Source organism: Edwardsiella anguillarum ET080813 (assembly GCF_000264765.2).
Classification (GTDB): Bacteria; Pseudomonadota; Gammaproteobacteria; order Enterobacterales; family Enterobacteriaceae; genus Edwardsiella; species Edwardsiella anguillarum.
Genome location: NZ_CP006664.1, coordinates 462,872 through 486,074, shown reverse-complemented (window position 1 = coordinate 486,074; position 23,203 = coordinate 462,872). Strand labels below are relative to the sequence as shown.

Genomic DNA, 23,203 nt, shown 5'->3' with positions numbered 1-23,203 from the left:
GAATAATGCGCAATATTCCGCAGGAGACCCGAAACGAAACCACAAAAACTGAGCAGGGAGCTCGCATTGATCTGTGGGAGTTCGACCTGTCATCCATAGGCGGGGATCGTTACTTTTTTTGCAATGAATTAAATCACAATGGTGAGCCGGTAACGTGGCAGGGGAGACAATATCAACCCTATCCCATTCAGTGCTCGGGTATCGAAATTAAGGGAAAGGGGGCAACTAATCGCCCTTCGCTCGCCGTATCTAATCTGTTTGGCCTGGTCACTGGAATGGCGGAGGATTTGCAGAGCCTTGTTGGGGCTTCTGTTGTGCGCCGGCAGGTATATTCTCGGTTTCTTGATGCGGAAAATTTCCCCGATGGTAACCTAGAGGCCGATCCTGAGCAGGAGGCCGTGGCTCGCTACGTTGTTGAGCAATTGACAGAGCTGACTGCAGAAACGGCGACGTTTGTTTTATCTCTCCCTACTGAGACTGACGGAGCCGTATTCCCCGGGCGTATCATGCTCGCAGAGGTTTGTGCATGGCGTTATCGATCAGATGAGTGTGGTTATGCTGGCCCTCCAGTGGCGGATGTGTTCGATAGTCCAACCGTTGATCCCTCCCTTGACCAGTGCAGTCGATGTCCGAGGGGGTGCAAGCTGAGGAGCAATATCGGCAGCTTTGGTGGTTATCTGTCTATTAATAAACTATCGCAATGATAATTTGGTGGCATCATCTTTTACCTTTACACCTATCATTTGTTAGTATGTGGCTACATTACTAATGAGGATGGTGATATGGAATTATTTATTGTTGCTGCATTGCTTGGATTAATTCCTGCATTCATAGCACAGAGTAAAGGGCGATCTTTTGGTGCGTGGTGGTTATATGGTTTTTTTCTGTTTATTGTGGCAATAATCCACGCTCTTTTAATATCTAAGAATGATAAAGCGATAGAGGATAAACAGCTGGAAAATGGGATGAGGAAATGTCCATTTTGCGCTGAGTTAGTAAAGAAAGAAGCTATTAAGTGCAAGCATTGTGGTAGTGATATACCAGCATTTAATGTGGCAAAAGAAAGTAATGTTGATTATCTTTTTGTTCCTTCTTGTGTTCCTATTAATGAATACATCAAAGTTGATGCTGGAAGAAAAACAATTAACAGCAGCAAAGTCGCCGATGTTGTTTATAAATTGAGAAAAATAAATCCTGATGTTAGCTCTGAGTGGATTGAAAAAAGATATTCCGATGATATTGAATTTATTTTGTCGGAACTGCCACATGACCTTAGAGAAGAGTTCTCTATGGTGTATAGATCAATATTAATGGCTTGAAGAAATACGCCCGTTATTGAACGGGCTTTTTATTGCCTGTTTTGTTGTCATTCTTAATGAACTTACTATTTACTCTATAAGGAATCATATGATTGATGATGAAATATTGGAGCATGCTTTACAGTGTGCGCCGATGGAGTCATGCGGTTATGTGGTGCGTATGGATCAGAGAACGGCATATCTGCCATTTGAAAACCGGTCTATTGAGCCTACGCAGTATTTCAGGATGGCGCCCGAGGACTTTTTGGCGGCACAGGCCAGGGGGGAGGTTATCGCGATGGTGCATAGCCATCCTGGGGGGCTGCCCTATCTCAGCGAGGGAGACCGAACGCTGCAGTTGGCCAGCGCCTTGTCGTGGTGGTTAGTCTGCGATGGCAATATCCATCGGTTTCGCTGCGTTCCCCGCTTATTGGGGCGGCAGTTTGAGCACGGGATATTGGATTGCTACACCCTCTTTCGTGACGCCTATGAGCTCGCTGGCCTGACGTTGCCCGATTTTCATCGGGATGATGATTGGTGGAAGCGTGGCGAAAATCTGTATCTGGAGAACTTTGAGAAAACCGGGTTTTACCGGGTTACCGCCAGTGATGCGCAGGCTGGGGATGTGGTGCTGTGCTGCTTTGGGTCATCCGTAGCGAATCATGCGGCAATTTACTGTGGTGACGGAATGTTGCTACATCACGTCCCTGATCAGTTGAGTAAACGAGAGAGGTATAGCGATAAATGGCAACGGCGAACGCACTCAATATGGAGGCACCGGGACTGGCAAGTATCCGCTTTCACGGGGATTTACAACGATTTGGTAGTCGATTTGACCTCCATGTAAATACCGCCGCTGAGGGAATTCGTGCGCTGTGCATACAGCTTCCAGGCCTGCGCCAGCAGATGTCGCAGGGACATTATCAAGTGCGCATCGCAGGGCTAACTGCCACCCCGGCAGACGTGGCTCAGCGTATGCGGGAGCCTTTGCCGTATGGGGGCATTATTCATATTGTTCCTCGGGCTGCCGGCGCAAAGCGCGGTGGGGTATTTCAGATTATCGCTGGTGTGGCAATGATCGCCGTGGCGTGGTGGAACCCCGCTGGCTGGATGGGGGCTGCTGCAGTATCTGGACTATACGCAGCAGGTGCCAGCATGGCCCTTGGTGGCGTTGCGCAGATGTTGGCACCACAGCCGAAAGCGCCATCAATGGCGCAGGCTGATAACGGAAAGCAAAGCACCTATTTTTCCAGCTTGGATAACATGGTTGCACAAGGAAACCCATTACCGGTTTTGTACGGCGAGATGTTAATCGGATCGCGCCGTATTTCGCAGATGCTGAGCACCCGTGATGAAGGTGGCGGCGGAAAAGTTGTCGTGATAGGTCGCAGAACATAAACCGCCTTTTGGCGGTTTTGTTATATGAGGGGTGTGCATTATGGGTAAGGGTAGTGGCGGTGGGCATACGCCGTATGAGGCACCTGATAATTTACGATCTTCTCAACTGCTCAGCGTGATTGATGCGTTGAGTGAAGGTCCGATAGAGGGGCCAGTGGATGGCCTGCAGAGTATCCTGGTTAATCAAACGCCCACTGTCGATGCTGATGGTAATGTTAATGTCCACGGTGTCACGGTGGTTTACCGTGTTGGAGAGCAGGAGCAGTCGTCACTGGATGGGTTTGAGGAATCTGGCGCTGAAACAATGTTAAACGCCGAGGTGAAAAACGCTAATCCAATAACCAGGACCATTACATCAAAAGAGATCGATCGCCTGCGCTTTACGTTCGGTGTTTCATCATTGGTTGCCGGCACCGATGACGGTGATCAGGTCGAAACCAGCGTTAATCTGAGCATTCAAGTGCAGCGCGCCGGCGCCTGGGTGACGGAAAAAGATGTGACGATCCAAGGAAAGCGGACATCGCAATTTTTAGCATCAGTAGTCGTCGATAATTTGCCTCCACGCCCGTTCGGTATTCGGATGATCAGGAATACGCCTGACAGTACATCTGCTCGTTTACAGAACAAAACATTATGGTCGAGTTACACTGAGATAATCGATCTGCAGCAGCGCTATCCCAATACGGCTGTAGTTGGTGTGCGTGTGGATGCTGAGCAATTCGGCAGCCAGCAGGTCACGATGAATTACCACGTTCGCGGTCGCATTGTCCGGGTCCCATCCAACTATGATCCAATTACGCGGGTGTATACCGGTATTTGGGATGGATCTTTCAAACCGGCGTATACCAATAACCCTGCGTGGTGTCTGCTGGATCTGCTTACGCACCCACGGTATGGCATGGGCGATCGTATGGGGATGGCAGACGTTGATATCTGGTCCCTGTATGCCATTGCACAGTATTGCGATCAGTCTGTTCCTGATGGGTTTGGTGGGACGGAGCCGAGGATGGTGTGTAACGCCTACCTAGCGACTCAGCGAAAGGTTTATGATGTCCTGGCTGACTTCTGCTCATTAATGCGCTGTATGCCCGTTTGGAACGGTCTGACGATGACGTTTGTGCAGGACAGGCCCGCAGACAAAGTGTGGACGTATTCAAACAGCAATGTCGTTGACGGCAGTTTTAAGTACGGATTCAGCGCACTGAAAGATCGTCATAATGCGGTAGAGGTGCGATACATTGACCCGCAGAATGGCTGGAAAGCCTCTGTGGAGCTTGTAGAGGATCAGGCGGCCATCGTTCGATATGGGCGAAACCTGCTTAAAATGGAGGCCTTTGGTTGTACGTCGCGTGGCCAAGCGCGACGTATGGGGCTATGGGTGATCCAGACTGAATTGCTGGAGACGCAAACCGTCGATTTCATGATCGGTGCCGAGGGATTGCGCCATCTACCCGGTGACATTATTGAAATCTGCGATAATGATTATGCAGGTGTCACAGTTGGTGGGCGAATACTGGATGCTGATACGGTCAGCCGAACGGTCACCCTCGATCGTGATATTGCTCTACCTCCAGGTGGTTCGGCAGAGATGAATCTTATCGGTGCTGATGGCTCGCCAATAAGCATCCCTGTTGTCGATCTCCCTGCGCCAAATATGGTGCGGCTGCAGACAGTTCCGGCCGGTATTCAGGCGTATGGTGTATGGGGACTGCGGCTTTCATCTATGCGCCGGCGCTTATTTCGCTGCATGATGCTCCGCGAAAATGATGACGGGACATATGCCGTTACGGCGCTGCAGCATGTACCGGAGAAAGAGGCCATTGTGGATAACGGCGCGCATTTTGAGCCGTTACCAGGCACAGAAAACGGCGTTATCCCGCCAGCTATCCAGCATTTGTCCGTCAGCATTGGCGCCGATTCGGATAAATATCAGGCATTAGCACAATGGGACACCCCGCGCGTTGTTAAAGGCTGTAAGTTTCTCCTGCGGCTGACGACTGGCGCAGGAACGGCGGAGGACCCTGCGCGGTTGGTAACGTCTGCGACGATCAGCGAGACACGGTTTTCGTTTAATGATCTGTCGCGAGGTGACTATGAGCTTACCGTGAGAGCCATGAATGGCCTAGGTCAGCAGGGCGCGCCAACCTCTACGCAGTTTAGTATTCAAGTCCCTGAGGCTCCAGCGAGCATCGAGGTTAACCCCGGTTATTTTCAGATCACGATAATCCCTCACCAGACCTACTATCATTCCGATGTGCAGTATGAGTTTTATTTTTCAGAGAGACGTATCACAGATGTGACTCAGGTTGAGTCATTAGCGATGCGCCTCGGGATTGCGACTTATTGGGTGAAGGCGGGGCTAAATAAATTAGCTACGGAATATTATTTCTATGTGCGCAGTGTGAATCTTGTCGGTAAATCTATATTCGTTGAGTCTATAGGCCAAGTCACCAGCGATGCTACCGGCGTACTCGACATTCTGAAAGGCGAAATTACCGATAGTCAGATGGCGCAGGATTTTCTGAAAGGCATTGATAATAATCTGGTGCGTGATGAGTTTAATAAAGCTCTGGATGATTCAGAAACTAAAGTTGATCAGGCGCTGACGGTTCTGGAGTCTGCTGTTGGTGACTCTAAGGCTCAATTGCAGGCGTTGTCTCAGACTGTTGCGACGGAGGATGCTGCGTTATCTCAGAAAATTGATAACGTTAATGCTCAGGTCGGCGAAAATGCTTCTGCTGTCCAGGTGATTTCTAAGGCGCAGGCAGATCTTAAGGGCGATGTGTCTGCCATGTGGTCAATGCAGGTTCAGACCACACAAGACGGTAAAAAGGTTATTGCCGGGATTCAGGCCACAGCTGAGGGAGGTGTTGGCCAAGTACTGATACTTGCCGATCGTTTTGCCGTTATGAATCCCAATAATGGCAGCGAGTTGTTACCTTTCATCATTCAGAATGGCCAGGTTATTATTGATGAGGCTTTTATGAAATCACTCAATATTAACGATAGGTTTATTGTTACTCCAGATGGACAGCTCACCATTCGATCTCACAAAGATAGCCGCGTTGGTTTAATGATGGATAGCGATCTGATACAGATTAATGATGAATCAGGCCGGCCAGTTATAAAATTGGGAGATTTGAGGAAAACGCTGGTATGAGTGACTATGGTCTGAGGATTTTTCGTGATGATGGTTCATTCCTAACGCTGAACAGCGAGACAACCGTATCAAAAATTTTGGGAGTATCAAGAGTTCCTGGTGATGGCTTAAATCTCGCCAAGGCGCCATTCAATACAGGGATCGTTATTCCTGATGGGTACGATTACTATTGCTGGAATAGTGCCCCCATCGCTGGTTATGACAGGTTATCGATAGGAGGACCGTGGGGGTTTCATCGGAGATACTCGCGCCTTGATGGCGCAAGGCGAGTGCTTATAGATACAACCAATACCGCCGATTATCGTATTCCTGCCCTGTTTTATGCTGTCATTGCGTGGCCGACTAAAACGCAGCAGAAAGCCACATATGGTTTGGAAGTGTTAAATGGGTCTGCATTATTTAGGTTGACAGGTGATACATCATTTAGCACTGAGCTTTTCAGAGGAGAGGTAACCATAGATTACGGATGGGCTCCGTCCAGAATCAACCCAGCATTTAATCGATATAACTCTGTGGTATTTTTCTATACTACTGATCCTAATGTTTGCATATCGTGCCATGAGGAACCGCAGCAAATAAATTTTTACCCGGTAGATATCAGTAATGCGGCGCCAAGATCTGTTCGTGCTAAAGTTGTTATCTTTGGTACAGGAAATGGAGGTGGCGGGCTTCAACGTGATACCTATGGCCTTGAGCTATACAATAATGGCGTGCTGGCCTATAACTCAGGGTGGCGTATGCTAACACGACCAATACTATTAAATATGAATGGCATGGCTCAAAATAGTATGACCGGGGTTTCCGGCGTTCGCAGGCCAATGTATATGCCTACTGGTGTTGGTCAGTGTGGGGTTCGCAAGCTATATCAGCGTAGCGATGGCTTTTCGATCGGCGCGGCAATGGGGCGGGTTTCTGGTGAGTTTGCTCATTCATCGCCATGGTTTGTTGGTGACTCGCCATTGATGGTACTCGACGCAGAAGATTACTTCTCCTTTTAACTTCCTCCCTTATTTCTACTATTTCACATTAACCCTTCATAAAAGGATCTGGTATGCGTGTATGCATTTTATGTCCTGCTATTTTGCTTTTTGCTGCTGGTATGGCCCAAGCGAGTTCAGGTGATTCAACAATAACGCTGAATTATATACAGCAATCGAATATCCAGGTTGAGAAAGATCTGGTTGAGTTTAAGCAGATTACAGATCAGTTTATTGGATCTGAACACTTTGGTGCGTCCACGGCGCCATACCGCGATGCTGAAGGTGTTGCACTTTCCTATCGCTATGAGTTTACCGACTGCTGGGGCGTGATAGGGCGGCTAAGTTACACGGGATTACGCCGGGGAATGCAGATCCGGCGCGGGCATAATTATGGACCGGGTGTCCCTGTACTTGTTGATGGGCGTAGCCGTTCCCAGCGATGGGGGATCATGGCGGGTCCATCGTATCGAGTTACCGACAATCTCAGTTTATATGGGCTGGCGGGTGCCAGCGTTGATCGGCTGAGCTGGCATATTCAGGTGGATGATGGCGCTAACGATGCGCTTGGGACGGCTTTGCACACTGCGGAGCAGCAGTTAACCCGTGTATCGATGGCTTACGCCGCCGGAGTCCAGCTTAACGCTGGAGGTTATGTCCTGGACTTCTCATATACCGGTGTTGGCGGTGATGACCGCAGCCATGGCTTTTTGGTTGGGGTTGGTCTTATTTTTTAGAGTTTTGACATGACGGGTAAGTGTGGTGCGATTAAATGTTATTGGTTCGCTTTGCACTTTCTTATAAATCAATAAGATGTGTATTCATTTTGTTGTTTTCTCTCTATGGGGTGGAGAAAGCATCCACCTGTATCTATTCTTAATTAAAGAAAAGCCTAAGGATGGTTGAGATGAGATAAATGAATAAGAGAAAATATGTTTTTTTATTGTTTTTTATTTTTCCGATATGTGCTTTTGGTGCTGATGGTGCAGAGGACTCTGTTCCCGTGTTTACCACCCCGTGGTCTCGCCTTTTTTCTGGTTCAGAAGCGAGATTGTCTACAGCTATTACTTATAATGCACCATTGTCTAATCAAGACAAGTATATACCAGTAAGTTATACTGAGAGTGAGACCAAAAACATATATAACCAAAGAGTCTTTGTTAGCTTTCAGTACTCCCCATTAAGCTCTTTTTTTGCTAATTTGACGGTTAGGACACCATTGCAAAATATTAATCGTTATAGAGCTGATTTTGTTTATAGTTTTGGCTATGATGATTGGAGGCCAGGAACATTCAGCCTAGTATATAGCAATTATGGTGACAATAATAAATTCTTCCCACAAGAAGGTGATCGCAGAACAAAAATAGAGCAAGGAATGATTACTGCGGCATATAAGTTTTCGCTTCCGAACTCATGGAATAAAAATATATTGATATATCCTAGTGATAGCCTAACATGCCAAATAGGCTATTTATATGGCCCAAGATATTACTCGACACAAGAGAGTAGAATACGGAAAGGGAAGAGTGTATTGCTTGGAAGTTGCGGGTATACATTAAAACATAATTATTTTTTCAGGGTTTCGACGTTCTTTTACCCAGATAGATCTCAGCAACAACCATGGGATGCAGACTATACCTATAGCATTGGCTATGTTTCAGGTTATCAACCTGGTGATTTATCAATTTCATATAGTAACTATAGCGGAACACGGTATTTTTGGCGAGGTGATCGTAATGCTAACTTTCGAGATGGGACCATTAGTATTACTTGGACTCTCCCATTCTGAATAAATAGTCACTAAGTAACAGGGCCACCATCGGTGGCCTTTTTTATTTATGGAGTCAATATGGCACGCATTACCGGCATCCTAAAAAATGGGATGGGGAAACCTATTACCCATTGTGAAATTGCGTTGAAAGCGCTACGAACGAGCGCAAGCGTCATTGTTCATACTGTCGCATCACAGAGCCCTGGAGAGGCAGGGCTATATGACATGGCAGCGGAGCCAGGGCAGTACCGCGTAACGCTCTGTGTGGATGGATATCCGCCGGAGTATGTCGGGGATATTCAGATTTACCACGACTCTCCTGATGGTACGCTGAACTATTTTCTTGGGCTCCCACAGGATGGTGATTTACGCCCTGACGTGATGAAAGAGTTTGAAGTGATGGTGGCCAAAGTGTCGGCCCAATCTGCAGAGGTTGAAAAGAATAGGGATGCCACCGCAGAGAGTGCTCGCGCTGCTTTAGATAGTCAAAATGCTGCCCATGCATCTGAATCAGCAGTAGCTGCGAGTGCTTCCGCAGCGCTGGCCAGCCAGAACGCCGCGAAAGCGTCGGAGTTGGCGGCTGCTAGTGGCGCCCAGTCTGCGCAGTCCAGCCAGCAAGCGGCCAAAGCCTCGGAGTCTGCGGCAGCAGACAGCGCAGCTGCAGCGCTGGCCAGTCAGAATGCAGCTAAAGAATCAGAACGGGCGGCGGCCAGTAGCGCCCAGGCCGCGCAGGCCAGTCAGCAGGCGGCGCATGGTTCAGAATCGGCAGTGGTAGACAGCGCAGCTGCGGCGCTGGCCAGCCAGAACGCCGCGAAAGCGTCGGAGCTGGCGGCGGCCTCCTCTGCGGAAACTGCAGCAACAGATGCCGCTGTAAAAGCGGCACAGGCAACCGAGGCCACTCTGAGGGAGGCTGTGCGTGCAGATGCAGATCGCGCCGCATCCAGTGCCACGGAAGCACATTCCTTTGCAGAGCAGGCTGCAGGATCGGCAAGCGGTGCTCATAATTCGCAAACAGCAGCCGCTCAGTCAGCATCACAGGCGGCGGGATCGTCCAGTGCTGCAACTGGCAGTGCTAGTGCTGCTAAAGCCTCGGAAACTGCAGCAGCTGGGAGTGCATCATCTGCTGCGCAGTCAGTGTCACAGGTATCAAGCTCCGCCAGCGCAGCAGCTGGTAGTGCTAGTGCAGCGAAAGCCTCGGAGACAGCCGCTTCCGGTAGCGCATCAGCGGCGGCAGGATCAGCTCAGAGCGCCAAGACTGAGGCCGATCGTATTCTTGGGAAGCTGGACACAAAGCAGGATAAGGCCCCCATATTATCTGCGATTGCTGCGTTGCCGGCTGCGGCAAATAAGCTATCGTATTTCACTGGCGCTGACCGTGTAGGACTTGCTGATTTTTCACAGGTAGGTCGTGATATCGTGGGGGCTGGTACTGCTAATGATGTTATCCAATACCTTAAATTGGGGAATGCGGCAAAACTGGACGTTGGTATAACGGCAGGAAGCGTTGCCGCTGGTGATACCACAATGGGGGGAAGCTACACAAACGTAACAAGCGGCAGGGTCATGGGGGTAACATATACAAATAGTTCTACACGGTCGATGCTGGTCATATTTTCTTATCACGGCGCAAGCTGGGGAACTGTAGAAGCAAGGGTTGGTGGTGCTATTGTTGCTAGGGCTGTTAGCGTTAATAACTCATCAACCCATTCTGGGCCATCACTATCATTCATCGTCCCATCAGGCGAAACTTATTCAGTAACAAAGACGGACGGGGCAGTCGCTTCTATTATTTGGTCGGAGATGGTGTGATGATGAAGTATTTTAAAGATGCTCATGATGTTGTGTATGCTTACGAGTCTGATGGCAGTCAGGATGACTATATAAGCGAGGGCCTTACGGCAATCACGGAGCGCGAGGCCATGGCAATTGTTAACCCTCCGCCAACGCACGAAGAACTTGTCATACAGGCTGAAGCGTACAGGCAGTCGTTATTAGATGAAGCTAATGCTGTAACTGCAGACTGGCGGACTGAACTAGCGTTAGGCGTCATCAATGATGTCGATAAGGCGAAGCTTATTGCATGGATGGAGTATATCAAGGCGGTGAAAGCTGCAGATACTTCAACCGCTCCTGATATCACATGGCCGCCAAAGCCAGCTGGTTGAGTGATTGGGGGGGGGCATGGACGCCATAAACACGTGGGACGGTGTGAGCGCGGCGTTGGTTATGTTATAAGGCAATTCTTTGAGTTCGTAACGCGAAGGTCATGCGGCATTGCCGTCTATCCAGTCAGCCCACCACTGCATCATCTCTCGCCTTTTATCCATATATTGTGCATGGTTATAGATCCCGCGCACGGACTGTTTATCTGTGTGAGCAAGCTGGCGCTCTATCGCCTCAGAAGGCCATTCGTGCTCGTGTAGAATGGTGCTAAATTGGTGGCGGAAACCGTGACCACTCGCCAGCCCTTCATAGCCGATTTGGCGAATGACCAATAGAACGGCATTTTCACTGATCGACTTATTTTTATCATTTCTACCGGCAAATACAAACTGCGATACAGGTTCAGTGACTGGCTTTAATGCTTTGAGCAACTCAGCGACTTGGTGCGACATAGGGACAATGTGAGGCTTACGGCTCTTCATTTCCGATTCGTCGATCGTAATTAGTCCGGAAGTGAAATCGACGTTAGGCCATTTCATAGATCTGAGCTCTTTGGTTCGCAAGGCTGTATACTGCAACACCATAGTGGCAATCTTCGAAACTATACTGCCTGAATATCCAGCCAATGCCTGGTTGAATGCAGGGATCTGTTCAGCAGGAAGGAAAGGGAAATTTTTCTTCCTGTATCCCTTCATTGCATCAGCGAGATCCGGCGCTGGATTGTATTTTGCTCTCCCCGTTACTATGGCGTAACGAAACACCTCACCACAACGACGCCGGGCCTTGTTTGCTCTCTCCATGGCTCCGCGCTCTTCAATCCGCCTCACAACAGACAAAAGGGCCATAGGCTCGATTTCATTCATCTCCATCGCGCCTATGAGCGGGAGAATATCAGTTTCAAACATCCGCTGTAATTCATTCGCATACCCTTCAGACCATACCTGGCGCTTGTGGGCGTACCATTCCTTATAGATCACTGAGAATGAGTTATCCTTCTCGCTTTCCTTTTTGGTCCTTACTGGATCTATACCATCGGCAATATCCTTTCTTGCCTGGTAGGCTTTGTCGCGAGCTTCTTGTAAAGAAACAAGAGGATATTTACCCACGGTTAAAATTTTCTCTTTACCGCCTAGTTTGAAACGCAGTTGCCACACCTTTTTTCCAGAGGCTGGTATGTAGAGGTATAGCCCGTTGCTGTCCAGTAGGCGATAGGGCTTGTCTTTTGGCTTTGCTGCTTCAATCTGTTTAACCGTGAGCATGGGTAAAATCCCGGTGGGTAAAATGTTTTACCCGCTTTTTACCCGCAAAAGAGTGCGGCTGTCAACGATCTAAATCGAACGGTAGCGGACAGAAATTATCTGTGATTGCTTATCTGGCGTGGGGTTAGCGAACTTATGCGGATGTTGACGAACTATGTAATGGCGTTCCCTGCAGGAATCGAACCTGCAACTAGCCCTTAGGAGGGGCTCGTTATATCCATTTAACTAAGGGAACACGCGTATAGGGCGTGGTGCGGCGGCGCTATCTGCGCCGAAGCATTGAGCTATCCTACCGTATTCTCTCTCTTTTTTTCAAGCCGAACCGGGGCATAAGGGGCAGAACGCGCTCTTTTTGCGCGACGCCGCCTACTAAATGCGCACTCCGCGGCGCCGCGCTGAGCGGGGGCGCCGGGGGGCGGCGCAACCCTGCGGGGATCAGTCGCTCGCCGATGCGGCGGGCGTTTCGAGATACTCCCAGCGCTGGATGCGCGTCAGCATCAGCGGTATCGCCGATACCCTTTTACGCCAAACCCCCTGCTGCGCCGGATCGAGCTTGCTGTACATGCTGAGGATGATGTCGGTGCGGCGCTCCAGGCGTACCAGTATCTTGCTCCGCTCCTGGCTGCGGTGGTTGAGAAAGCGCTGGCGCTCCTTGGCCCACCCGTCGATCTGCGCCTTGAGGCGGGTCTCGGTATCGTTCACCACCAGCAGGCTCAGCGCCCCCGAGCTGATGGTGATGACGGCGACCAGGGCGAAGAGGAAGGTGGTGTAACCGTTGAAATAGTCATTGCCGGGCACGTAGTTGTGGCTGTTGGCGTTGACCATGACGGCGACCGCGAAGGCGATAAAGGGGAGCGCTCGTACTTTGTATTGCCCATTCATCACGAAGGCCACCGGAAAATAGATTAACAGCATGCTGAGCCAGAATGCATTGGCGTTGTGCAGGCTAGGCAGTAGAAAAATAAAGATCGGGAAGGCGAACAGCGTGCCGATGCTAAAGCCGATGGCGAACCCCTTGGGCGACATGCGCTCACCGTATTGGCACATGACCAGAAGCACCGCCGTCAAGAGCATTACCTGTGGCCCGCCGGGCCAGCCATAGCGCCAGAGCAGCAGACTCAGAATACAGCTGACGAAGAACAGCAGTGAGCTGGTAAAGGCGGAGTCGGTTCCGGCGCTGAACATGCGGTTTTGCCACTGCCAGCGAAAGCGGCTTTGCGCATCAGTGGTGGCATTCTTTTGCACGATGTCGTGCAGATCGGCGGCGATTAGCGTCAGCAGTGAGGCGTAGCGCGGGGAGTTTTCCAGCGTAATCGGGGGAATGGTCTCATGTGCCTTGGCCGCCGCGATGGCCGCGCTAATCCATGTCTTCGCCTGGCTATCCAGGGCATGCTGCATCCGCAGGGAGTAGAGGTGACGGCTGAACTTCTCTAGCGCGTAGATACTATTGATTACATTGTATTCACGGGAATAGATGTTTCGGTAGTCGCCATAGTTTGAGGACAGGGACTGGCGCAGCTGATCGATCTGTTGCGACAAAGCCAGGTATAGCGCCACCGCATCCGCATCCTCTTTATTGAGCAGGGCATCCAGCTTTTCCAGAATGGCGTGATACTGCTTCTGCCACGACGCGGCATATTCCAGCGGCCACAGCAGGTTGAATATGAAGATCACGGAGGAGCCGATGAACACGCAGCCTACGCGGTCGAACAGTACGCTGAAGGCGTGGCTGGGATTGGAAAGGGAGGCGCTGAAGACGATGATGAAACCGATGAGCACCCAACGCCACATGTCCTTATATTGGAAATGGGTCAGGCTGATATAGGTGCAGACGCTGCCAAACAGCGCGGCGCAGAGCATGATGGTAAAGGGGTCCTGCGCTAGCCACCAGATGACGAAGAACCCGATGCTGCCACCGACAAAGTTACCGACGATGCGCTGCCACCAGCGGCTGCGGATTTGGCCGATCGTCCCCAGCGAGACGATCAGCGCGCTGGTTACGGCCCAATCCGGCGAGTGCATCCCCAGTCGCATGGCGATATAGAGCGAGAGCATCACGGCAAGGGTTAACCGCAGGGCTTTTAAACTTTGCAGTAGCATGGGGCGCCTTACTTAATGATATCGACGGTCGCGCTGAGTCCCGGAATAAAGTTCTCCATCTTGGTGTCGGGATCCAATTGAATATTGACCGGGACGTTTTCCGCCAGACGAACCCAGTCAAAGACCTGGGGCAACTCCGAAAGCAGGCCCGGGTTTGGCAGCTCCTTGGAGTTGATCGCCGAGCCGATGCTCTGTACATGGCCGCGGTAGACGGTGCGGGTATCGGCCATCAGGTAGACCTTAGCCTTATCGCCGACGCGTATGCCGGCGATGACGGTTTCGGGGAAGGCGCCTTCGACCCAGATATTATCGGTGTCGACCTCGGCCAGAACCGCGCTGCCGGGACGCGCGTAGTCGCCCGCGTTCAGGTTAACCGTGGCGATGTTGCCGTTGCTGGGCGCATAGACCCGGGTGCGGGAGAGATCCAGCTCGGCCTTGGCCAAGGTGGCCTTGGCGGCCAGCAGCTGGGCGTTGTCCGGGCCGATAGCGCCGCGTGCGGCGATCGCCTGTTGCAGCCGTGCCTGTGCGGTGGCCAGGTTTCCCTTGCTCACATTGAGATCCGTCTCGGCCTGCTGATAGTCATTGGTCGAGGCGAAATCACGCCGCTTCAGGCTACTGATGCGCTGGAAGTTTGCCTGCATATAGCTGTATTGGCTCTGCGCGTTTTGCAGCGCCGCCTTGGCCGAGAGCACCGCGGCGCTCTGCTCTAACAGCTGCTGTTCGACGTTTGCCAGATTCGCCCGGGCATTCTGGACGCTGATCCGGTAGTCGCTGTCGTCGATGGAAAAAAGCAGTTCCCCCTTTTTGACCGACTGGTTGTGGCGCACATTGACCTGGGTGACCAGGCCGCTCACCTGAGGCGCGATATCGATGATATTCGCCCGCACGACGCCATGGCGGGTACTCAGCTGCTGGTTGTACTCGTGGATGCCAAAGATAATGATCGTGAAGGTGATGGCGAGAAATAACGCCGTGCGTGAGGCGGGTGACTTTAGCATATCATAACCTGTTAGATATAAATGATGGCGATAACCAGTAATGCATAGACGGCCGATGCATAAGCCCAGACGATCAGGCGCGGATGCCAGAAATAGCTTAATAGACGATAGCGTGCGGCAAATTTCACCGACAGCTGGGTGATAATGAAACAAAGAATGCCTAATACCACCAGCTTGGGGATAAAGGCATTCAGCAGCACGACATCGTTAAAGAGTTCCATGATTACCTACGATTATTATAGTAGTTCTAGTTTGGTATTATAGATCACACTATTGATAATGCGCATTACTATTTCGTGTGATAATGAAACCGTTCTTTATAAGTTAAGTAAAGCCCGCGCGCTGTCTAGACTGCGCGGACTCCTGACAGAAATCACTATATTTATTATGCTATTATAGCCGCTGTTATCCGCTGCGTCGCACTGAATCGGCCGCGATTGATGCGCGCAGCGTCGCGGGGACGCCGAGGCGCGTGGTTTTTAATCTGTCATCAGGGAGCTTGTTTTCATAATATATATTCACGATATATGAGCCTAATCTAATTAAAAAATAATGAAGTCTTTCTTTATTGTGCTTAATGATGATTATGGGCGGGAGAGGAGAGTGCGCGGCACGCGGGGGCTGGCGCAAACGCGATGGCTGCGCTGCGCCCTCTTTTCTTGGCGCGGATCGCGCCGTGTCTTCCTCTGCGTCTCTCCCGCGGCCGGCTGAGTGCGCGCCGGGTGCCGGCGGCAAAATGTGAACTACGTCGGCATGGGCGGCATTTCAGGTACCTTGGCGGGATTTACCCGGTGATTATCCTTGATCTCACGCGTTATTTTACCCCGAATGAGTTAGGACGAGTGTTGCCTCCGGGGTTCGGGGGACGAAGGGCTTATGCTATTATGCAACGACTAAAATCAGGACAGAATCTATCCATGTTGACCATTTCCCGGCTGGGCTGCCGCCGCGATGAGCGTGTGCTGTTTGACGATCTGGACTTTCAGGTACAGGCGGGGGAGATCATTCAGATTGAGGGCCCCAACGGGGCGGGGAAGACCACGCTGCTGCGGATGATGGCGGGGCTGGCCCTGCCGGATCGCGGCGAGGTCCTGTGGCAGGGGCTGCCCATCCGCCGTCAGCGGGAGACGTATCAACAGAACTTGCTGTATTTGGGACATCATCCCGGCGTCAAAAGCGTGATGACGGCGTTTGAGAACCTGGCATTTTACTGCCGGGTGCTGGGGCAGGCGGATGAGGCCGCCATTTGGGATGCGCTGGCGCAGGTCGAGCTGGTCGGCTTTGAGGATGTGCCGGTCGCCCAGCTGTCGGCGGGGCAGCAGCGTCGGGTGGCGCTGGCGCGGCTGTGGCTGAGCCAGGCGCCGCTGTGGATCCTGGATGAGCCGCTGACGGCGATCGATAAACGCGGCGTAGCCCGGCTGATCGGGCTGTTTGAGCGCCATTGTGCGGCCGGGGGGGCTATCGTGCTGACGACCCACCAGGACCTGAATTACCCCGCCATGCGGCGCCTGCGTCTGCGCGGTGAGGAGAGGGCGGTATGATACTGGCAGTCATTCGGCGCGAGCTGCGCATCGCACTGCGCAGCGGCGCGGAAATCATCAACCCGCTGTGGTTTTTTCTGATTGTAGTCACGCTGTTTCCGCTGAGCATCGGGCCGGAGCCGCAGCTGCTGGCGCGCATTGCGCCGGGGATCGTCTGGGTTGCGGCGCTGCTGGCGGCGCTGCTGTCGCTGGAGCGGCTGTTCAGGGACGATTTTCTGGACGGCTCGCTGGAGCAGCTGGTGCTGATCCCGGCGCCGCTGACGCTGACGGTGCTGGCCAAGGTGATCGCCCACTGGCTGCTGACCGGGCTGCCGCTGCTGATCCTGTCGCCGCTGGTGGCGCTGCTGCTGTCGTTTAACGCGGCGACCTGGCAGGCCGTTGCGCTGACGCTGCTGCTCGGTACGCCGACCCTGAGCTTTATCGGGGCTATCGGGGTCGCGTTGACGGTCGGGCTGCGCAAGGGCGGGGTGCTGCTGAGCCTGCTGGTGCTGCCGCTCTACATCCCGGTGCTGATTTTCGCCACTTCGGCCATCGACGCGGCGTCGATGGGAATGCCTATCGGCGGCTATCTGGCGATCCTGGGCGCGATGCTGGCGGGCAGCATGACGCTGGCGCCCTTTGCCGCCGCCGCCGCGCTGCGGGTGAGTATTCAGTAGGGTGACAGTTATCGGCCGGTTCTTGCATGCAGCGATAACTAAAACCGTGTTGATATTAGGGCTATCGGCAGGACAAAATTTGCGGCGTTTATTGTATATAACTGCCGAATTTGACTGACTTTTCATCATTCCGGGCGTCAGCCCGGACCATTCATAACAATATGTGAGCAATCGCTATGTGGAAATGGCTTCATCAGCTTGCCATGCCGGAACGGCTCTATCGGCTGTGCGGCAGACTGACCCCCTGGCTGGGGGGGCTTGGTATCCTGTTTCTTCTGGCCGGCCTGATCTGGGGCTTCGGCTTTGCGCCGGCGGACTATCAGCAGGGTAACAGCTACCGCATTATGTACCTGCACGTTCCCGCGGCCATCTGGTCGATGGGGATCTACGCGGGTATGGCCGTCGCGGCCTTTGTCGGGCTGGTCTGGCAGATGAAGATGGCAGATTTGGTCGGCGCGGCCATGGCGCCGGTCGGCGCGGTGTTTACCTTTATTGCGCTGGCGACCGGATCGGCGTGGGGGAAACCGATGTGGGGAACCTGGTGGGTGTGGGACGCCCGCCTGACCTCCGAGCTGGTGCTGCTGTTCCTCTACCTGGGGGTGATCGCCCTGTATAACGCCTTTGAGGATCGCCGCCTCGCCGGGCGGGCCGCGGGCATTCTGGTGCTGGTCGGGGTGGTCAACCTGCCGATCATCCACTTTTCCGTGGAGTGGTGGAACACGCTGCACCAGGGGTCCAGCAATATGCAGCAGAGCATCGACCCCAGCATGCGCGCCCCGCTGCGGCTGAGCATCTTTGGCTTCCTGTTTTTCTTTGTCACGCTGACGCTGATGCGTCTGCGTAACCTTATTCTGCAGCAGGAGCGGCACCGCCCCTGGGTCGCCGCGCTGCTGCCGTCGCCGGCTTCGCGAGGGAGGCGCCCGCAATGACACCGTTCTTTGATTCCTGGCAGGCGTTTTTTGCGATGGGCGGCTACGCCTTCTATGTCTGGCTGTCGGTTGCGCTGACGCTGCTGCCGCTGCTGGGACTGGTGCTGCATACCCGCCTGCGCCGGCGCGCGCTGTTCGGCGAGATCCGCCGTCATCAGGCGCGGGAACAGCGGATACGCCGGGCGCAGCAGGCCGCGGATGACGATAACAGGGAGAGTGAGCCCGTATGATGAATTCACGACGTAAACACCGTTTATACCTGGCCGTGGGCGTATTGCTGGGGCTGGCCGTCACGGTCTCGCTGGTGCTGTATGCCCTGCGCGCCAACATCGATCTGTTCTACACCCCCGGTGAAATCATCATGGGGAAAGGGGCGCAGCATGAGAAGCCGGAGGTGGGCCAGCGCCTGCGCATCGGCGGCATGGTGATGCCCGGCTCGGTGCAGCGCGACGCTGATAGTTTGAAGGTGAGCTTCAAGCTGTATGACGCCCGCGGGGCGGTCGAGGTGACCTATAACGGCATTCTGCCGGACCTGTTCCGTGAAGGGCAGGGGGTGGTCGCCCAGGGGGTGCTGGCGCCGGGCAACGTCATCCAGGCCAGAGAGGTGCTGGCCAAGCATGATGAGAAATACACCCCGCCGGAGATCGAGGAAGCGATGAAAGAGAACCATCACCAGCCCGCGTCGGGCGCAGAGCAACGGGGCGGAAATCCATCATGATCCCAGAGATCGGTAACTTTTTACTGTCGCTGGCGCTGGCGCTTTCCGTGCTGCTCAGCGTCTACCCCTGCTGGGGCGCGGCGCGCGGCGATCTGCGCATGATGGCGCTGGCGCGGCCGCTGGCCTTTGGGCTGTTCGCCGCCATCACCCTGGCCTTTATTTGCCTGGTGTATGCCTTTATCGCCAATGACTTTAGCGTGGCCTACGTGGCGGCCAACTCCAACTCGCAGCTGCCGGTCTACTTCCGGATCGCCGCGACCTGGGGCTCCCATGAGGGGTCGCTGCTGCTGTGGGTGATGCTGCTCAGCTGGTGGACGCTGGCGGTATCGCTGCTGAGTCGTCGCATGCCGCTGGATTCGGTCGCGCGGGTGCTGTCGGTGATGGGGATGATCAACATCGGCTTCCTGCTGTTTATCCTGCTGACCTCCAATCCGTTTATTCGCACGCTGCCGGGCTTTCCCATTGACGGGCGGGATCTGAACCCGCTGCTGCAGGACGTGGGGCTGATCTTCCACCCGCCGCTGCTGTACATGGGCTACGTCGGTTTTTCCGTGGCCTTCGCGTTTGCCATCGCCTCGCTGATGGCCGGGCGCCTGGATACCGCCTGGGCGCGCTGGTCTCGCCCCTGGACCATGGCCGCCTGGGTGTTTCTGACGCTGGGGATCGTGCTGGGGTCGTTCTGGGCCTACTATGAGCTGGGCTGGGGCGGCTGGTGGTTCTGGGATCCGGTGGAGAACGCCTCCCTGATGCCCTGGCTGACCGGTACCGCCCTGCTGCATTCGCTGGCCGTCACCGAGAAGCGCGGCACCTTTAAGGCCTGGACAGTGCTGCTGGCCATCACCTCCTTCTCCCTGTGCCTGCTGGGCACCTTCCTGGTGCGCTCCGGGGTGCTGGTCTCCGTCCACGCCTTCGCCTCCGATCCGGCGCGCGGCATGTTTATCCTGGCCTACCTGGTGGTGGTGATCGGCGGTTCGCTGCTGCTGTATGCGCTGCGCGGCGGTCAGGTGCGCAGTCACACCCGCCATGAGCTGTTCTCCCGCGAGACGCTGCTGCTGGGGAACAACGTGCTGCTGGTGGCCGCGACGCTGGTGGTGCTGCTGGGAACGCTGCTGCCGCTGGTGCACAAGCAGCTGGGGCTAGGCAGCATCTCCATCGGCGAGCCGTTCTTCAATACCATGTTCACCTATCTGATGGTGCCGTTCGCCCTGCTGCTGGGCGTCGGCCCCCTGGTGCGCTGGCGCCGCGATACGCTGGGCCGCCTGCGCACGCCGCTGCTGGCCGCGCTGGTGATCAGCGTGGCGCTGGCGCTGCTGCTGCCGTGGCTGCTGCAGGATCGTATCGTGGCCATGACGGTGCTGGGGCTGCTGATGGCGCTGTGGGTGGGGGTGCTGACGCTGGTGGAGCTGTACCAGCGGGCAACTCACCGCGACGGTTTCTGGCGCGGGCTAGGCAAGCTGTCGCGCAGCCAGTGGGGGATGGTGCTGGCCCACCTCGGGGTGGCGGTGACGGTGATCGGCATTGCCTTCAGCCAGAACTACAGCATTGAGCGCGACGTGCGGATGAAGTCCGGCGACAGCCTGGAGATCCGCGACTACCGCTTTGTCTTCCGCGATGTGCATGAGATCAGCGGCCCGAACTACAGCGGCGGCGAGGCGCTGATCGACGTGCTGCGTAACGGCAGGCCGGAGACTACGCTGCGCGCCGAGAAGCGTTTCTATACCAATGCGCGCAGCATGATGACCGAGGCGGCGGTGGACGGCGGCCTGACGCGGGATCTGTATGCCGCGCTGGGCGAGGAGCTGGATGACGGCGCCTGGGCCGTCCGGCTGTACTACAAACCCTTTGTCCGCTGGATCTGGTACGGCGGCGTGCTGATGTCGATCGGCGGGCTGCTGTGTATGCTGGATCCGCGCTATCGCAGCGCGCGCCGCGCCAAGGATGCTCAGGAGAAGAAAACGGCATGAACCGTAAACTGCTTTTTATTCCGCTGGCGCTGTTCTTACTGCTGGTGCTGGCGTTTCTGATCCAGCTACAGCGCAACGCCAGCGGCGAAGATCCCACGATGCTGGAATCGGCGCTGATCGGCAAACCGGTGCCGGCGTTCCGCCTCGCCTCGCTGGATACGCCGGGCAAAACCTATAGCCAGTCGGTGCTGCACGACGGCAAGCCGCTGCTGCTGAACGTATGGGCCACCTGGTGTCCGACCTGCTATGCCGAACATCAGTATCTGAATACCCTGGCGGCGCGCGGGATCAGGGTGGTCGGCCTGAACTACAAGGACGATCGGCAGAAGGCGATCAAATGGCTGAACGAGCTGGGGAACCCCTATGCGCTGAGCCTGTATGACGGCGACGGCATGCTGGGGCTGGATCTGGGGGTATACGGCGCGCCGGAGACCTTCCTGATCGACGGTAACGGCATTATTCGCTATCGCCACGCCGGCGATCTGAATGAGCGGGTCTGGAAGGAAGAGATTGAGCCGCTGTGGCTGAAATATCAGGGAGGTCAATCATGAAGGGGTTACGCGGCGCGTTGCTGGCGCTGGGACTGCTGCTGCCGGGCGTCCTGTGGGCGGCGGTGATCGACACCTACAACTTTACCAGCGAGGCGCAGGAGCAGCAGTATCGCGAGCTGACGGAGCAGCTGCGCTGCCCCAAGTGTCAGAACAACAGCATTGCCGACTCCAACGCCATCATCGCCTCGGACATGCGCCAGAAGGTGTATGAGCTGATGCAGCAGGGCTATAACCAGCAACAGGTGGTGGACTATATGGTGGCGCGCTACGGCAACTTTGTGACCTATGAGCCGCCGGTGACGCCGGCGACCCTGATCCTGTGGATCGGGCCGCTGCTGGCGATCCTGGGCGGCGGATGGGTGCTGGTGCGTCTGGCCCGTCGCCGTCCGGCGCGCACGGCACAGCGCGATAGCGAGGCGGCGCAGGCTGACCTGAGCGAGGCCGAGCGGCAGCGCCTGCGGCGCTTGCTTAACCAAGAGCATGACGGAGAGCCGCGATGATAACCTTTTGGCTGATAGTGATACTGCTGCTGGCCGCCGCCGCAGCGCTGTTTTTGATCCCGGCGCTGCGTACGCCGCGCGGCGATGACGGGGCGGATCGCGATCGCCTGAATACCCAGCTGTATCATCAGCGTCTGCGTGAGCTGGAGCAGGATGAGGCGCAGGGGCTGGTCGAGGGGCACGCAGAGATGCTGACGGATCTGCAGCATAACCTGCTGAATGACGTGCCGAAGCAGGCGGAGCAGCGCGCTCAGCCGATCGGGCGCTGGGCGCTGCTGCCGGGCGTGCTGGTGCTGGTGGGGCTGTCGCTGGGCTTCTATCTGAAAACCGGCGGCTGGAGTCAGGTGGCCGAGTGGCGGCGGGTGATGACGCAGCTGCCGCAGCTGCGCGAGCGGGTGATGCACGAAGATCAGAAGCCGCTGGATCGCGAGGAGCTGACGCGCCTGGGGCTGGGGCTGCGCACCGAGCTGCAGTCGCATCCGGACAATGTGGCGGACTGGGTGATGCTGGGGCGGATCGGGATGGCGCTGAATAACGCAACGACGGCCACGCAGGCGTTTGCCCACGCCTATAAACTGGCCCCCGGCGAGCCTGAGGTGGCACTGGGCTACGCCGAGGTGCTGACGCGTTCCAGCGATGAGCAGGATAACCGCGACGCCGCCGCGCTGCTGCGCCGTCTGCTCAGCCAGGATCACCAGAATACCCGGGTGCTGAGCCTGCTGGCGTTTAACGCCTTCGAGCAGGGTGAGTTTCGTCAGGCGATCGGCGCCTGGGAGATGATGCTGAAGCTGCTGCCGCCGGACGATCGGCGCCGCGATATGATCGAGCGCAGCATTGCGCAGGCGCGGGTGCAGGCGGGGATCGACGCGGCACAGGTGCGGGTCGATATCAGCATGGATCCGGCGCTGGAGCGCCAGCTGCCGTCCGGCAGCCAGCTGATGATCACCCTGACCGACGGCAATAGCCCGCTACCGGTGGCGGTAAAACGGTTGCCGCTGGGCCATTTCCCGCAGTCGGTGACCCTGTCAGACGGCGATGCGATGATGCCGGAGCGGCTGCTCTCTTCGCTGGCGCAGTTTTCCATACGAGCGCGGGTGGTGCCGCCGGGCGCGGGGGGGGCTGACGGACAGAGCGATGTGTTCGGAGAAAGTGCAGTTTTACCCTATACTAGCGGTAAAACGGTGGCGATAACCCTTAGCCGTCAGGCGCCTTAGGCGGCT

The 23,203-nt window shown here is 54.9% G+C and carries 23 protein-coding genes and 1 tRNA gene; 19 read left to right on the top strand and 5 right to left on the bottom strand.

All coding sequences use genetic code 11. From position 1 onward, the window contains the following. Positions 1-5 precede the first annotated feature (5 nt). The 10 genes from ETEE_RS02185 (at position 6) to ETEE_RS02150 (ending at position 10,769) form a co-directional block, all read left to right on the top strand. Positions 6-704, top strand: a complete 699-nt coding sequence (locus ETEE_RS02185) for a phage minor tail protein L (protein WP_034162701.1) — start codon at positions 6-8, stop codon at positions 702-704. A 78-nt stretch (positions 705-782) separates the two neighbouring features. Next, positions 783-1,319 carry a zinc ribbon domain-containing protein gene (locus ETEE_RS20955; protein ID WP_034162700.1) on the top strand — a complete coding sequence of 179 codons (537 nt, stop codon included), beginning with the start codon at positions 783-785 and terminating at the stop codon, positions 1,317-1,319. Between the two features lie 88 nt (positions 1,320-1,407). Then, positions 1,408-2,145, top strand: coding sequence for a C40 family peptidase (locus tag ETEE_RS02175; protein WP_034162699.1), 738 nt, complete (start codon positions 1,408-1,410; stop codon positions 2,143-2,145). After that, entirely contained in the window at positions 2,043-2,696 is a 654-nt protein-coding gene (locus ETEE_RS02170) for a tail assembly protein (RefSeq protein ID WP_071881870.1), read from the top strand. Before ETEE_RS02175 ends, ETEE_RS02170 begins: the two co-directional genes overlap by 103 nt. Before the next feature lie 40 nt (positions 2,697-2,736). Then, entirely contained in the window at positions 2,737-5,856 is a 3,120-nt protein-coding gene (locus ETEE_RS02165) for a TipJ family phage tail tip protein (protein ID WP_034162698.1), read from the top strand. Further along, complete coding sequence (locus tag ETEE_RS19645; protein WP_071881869.1) at positions 5,853-6,854, top strand: hypothetical protein; 1,002 nt, start codon at positions 5,853-5,855, stop codon at positions 6,852-6,854. Before ETEE_RS02165 ends, ETEE_RS19645 begins: the two co-directional genes overlap by 4 nt. Positions 6,855-6,907: 53 nt before the next feature. Continuing rightward, positions 6,908-7,570, top strand: coding sequence for an Ail/Lom family outer membrane beta-barrel protein (locus tag ETEE_RS02160; protein ID WP_034162697.1), 663 nt, complete (start codon positions 6,908-6,910; stop codon positions 7,568-7,570). 179 nt (positions 7,571-7,749) lie between these two features. Then, positions 7,750-8,622, top strand: a complete 873-nt coding sequence (locus tag ETEE_RS19640) for a hypothetical protein (protein ID WP_071881868.1) — start codon at positions 7,750-7,752, stop codon at positions 8,620-8,622. A gap of 60 nt (positions 8,623-8,682) precedes the next feature. Next, the gene (locus ETEE_RS02155) at positions 8,683-10,413 is read left to right on the top strand and encodes a prophage tail fiber N-terminal domain-containing protein (protein ID WP_225865104.1); all 1,731 of its coding nucleotides are present in this window, start codon (positions 8,683-8,685) and stop codon (positions 10,411-10,413) included. Further along, on the top strand, positions 10,413-10,769 hold the full coding sequence (locus ETEE_RS02150) for a tail fiber assembly protein (protein ID WP_321970052.1): 357 nt from the start codon (positions 10,413-10,415) through the stop codon (positions 10,767-10,769). Before ETEE_RS02155 ends, ETEE_RS02150 begins: the two co-directional genes overlap by 1 nt. 99 nt (positions 10,770-10,868) lie before the next feature. Here ETEE_RS02150 and ETEE_RS02145 read toward each other — a convergent pair whose 3' ends face one another. The 5 genes from ETEE_RS02145 to ETEE_RS02125 form a co-directional block, all read right to left on the bottom strand. Continuing rightward, positions 10,869-12,026 (bottom strand): tyrosine-type recombinase/integrase, encoded by a 1,158-nt coding sequence (locus tag ETEE_RS02145; protein ID WP_034162696.1) that lies wholly within the window; start codon positions 12,024-12,026, stop codon positions 10,869-10,871. A gap of 160 nt (positions 12,027-12,186) precedes the next feature. Next, a tRNA-Arg gene (locus tag ETEE_RS02140) sits at positions 12,187-12,261 on the bottom strand. A gap of 200 nt (positions 12,262-12,461) precedes the next feature. Next, a complete protein-coding gene (locus ETEE_RS02135; RefSeq protein ID WP_034162695.1) occupies positions 12,462-14,126 on the bottom strand; it encodes an FUSC family protein in 1,665 nt (554 codons plus the stop codon). A gap of 8 nt (positions 14,127-14,134) precedes the next feature. Then, entirely contained in the window at positions 14,135-15,124 is a 990-nt protein-coding gene (locus ETEE_RS02130) for an HlyD family secretion protein (protein ID WP_034162694.1), read from the bottom strand. A gap of 11 nt (positions 15,125-15,135) precedes the next feature. Then, positions 15,136-15,345, bottom strand: coding sequence for a DUF1656 domain-containing protein (locus tag ETEE_RS02125; RefSeq protein WP_034162693.1), 210 nt, complete (start codon positions 15,343-15,345; stop codon positions 15,136-15,138). A 696-nt stretch (positions 15,346-16,041) separates the two neighbouring features. Here ETEE_RS02125 and ccmA point away from each other — a divergent pair. From ccmA to ccmI, 9 genes are all read left to right on the top strand, one after another. Beyond that, a complete protein-coding gene (gene ccmA / locus ETEE_RS02120) occupies positions 16,042-16,665 on the top strand; it encodes a cytochrome c biogenesis heme-transporting ATPase CcmA (RefSeq protein ID WP_034162692.1) in 624 nt (207 codons plus the stop codon). Continuing rightward, positions 16,662-17,321 carry a heme exporter protein CcmB gene (gene ccmB, locus ETEE_RS02115; protein WP_034162691.1) on the top strand — a complete coding sequence of 220 codons (660 nt, stop codon included), beginning with the start codon at positions 16,662-16,664 and terminating at the stop codon, positions 17,319-17,321. The genes ccmA and ccmB overlap by 4 nt, the downstream gene beginning before the upstream one ends. A 176-nt stretch (positions 17,322-17,497) precedes the next feature. After that, positions 17,498-18,250 carry a heme ABC transporter permease gene (locus ETEE_RS02110; protein ID WP_034162690.1) on the top strand — a complete coding sequence of 251 codons (753 nt, stop codon included), beginning with the start codon at positions 17,498-17,500 and terminating at the stop codon, positions 18,248-18,250. Further along, positions 18,247-18,480: a heme exporter protein CcmD gene (gene ccmD / locus ETEE_RS02105; protein ID WP_034162689.1), complete on the top strand. Its 234-nt coding sequence runs from the start codon at positions 18,247-18,249 to the stop codon at positions 18,478-18,480. The genes ETEE_RS02110 and ccmD overlap by 4 nt, the downstream gene beginning before the upstream one ends. Next, positions 18,480-18,968, top strand: a complete 489-nt coding sequence (gene ccmE, locus ETEE_RS02100) for a cytochrome c maturation protein CcmE (protein WP_034162731.1) — start codon at positions 18,480-18,482, stop codon at positions 18,966-18,968. The genes ccmD and ccmE overlap by 1 nt, the downstream gene beginning before the upstream one ends. Next, positions 18,965-20,932, top strand: coding sequence for a heme lyase CcmF/NrfE family subunit (locus ETEE_RS02095; RefSeq protein WP_034162688.1), 1,968 nt, complete (start codon positions 18,965-18,967; stop codon positions 20,930-20,932). The genes ccmE and ETEE_RS02095 overlap by 4 nt, the downstream gene beginning before the upstream one ends. Next, positions 20,929-21,483, top strand: a complete 555-nt coding sequence (locus ETEE_RS02090; protein WP_034162687.1) for a DsbE family thiol:disulfide interchange protein — start codon at positions 20,929-20,931, stop codon at positions 21,481-21,483. The genes ETEE_RS02095 and ETEE_RS02090 overlap by 4 nt, the downstream gene beginning before the upstream one ends. Next, positions 21,480-21,983: a cytochrome c-type biogenesis protein gene (locus ETEE_RS02085; RefSeq protein WP_034162686.1), complete on the top strand. Its 504-nt coding sequence runs from the start codon at positions 21,480-21,482 to the stop codon at positions 21,981-21,983. Before ETEE_RS02090 ends, ETEE_RS02085 begins: the two co-directional genes overlap by 4 nt. Beyond that, the gene (gene ccmI / locus ETEE_RS02080; protein WP_081854045.1) at positions 21,980-23,197 is read left to right on the top strand and encodes a c-type cytochrome biogenesis protein CcmI; all 1,218 of its coding nucleotides are present in this window, start codon (positions 21,980-21,982) and stop codon (positions 23,195-23,197) included. The genes ETEE_RS02085 and ccmI overlap by 4 nt, the downstream gene beginning before the upstream one ends. The last annotated feature ends 6 nt before the right edge of the window (positions 23,198-23,203 follow it).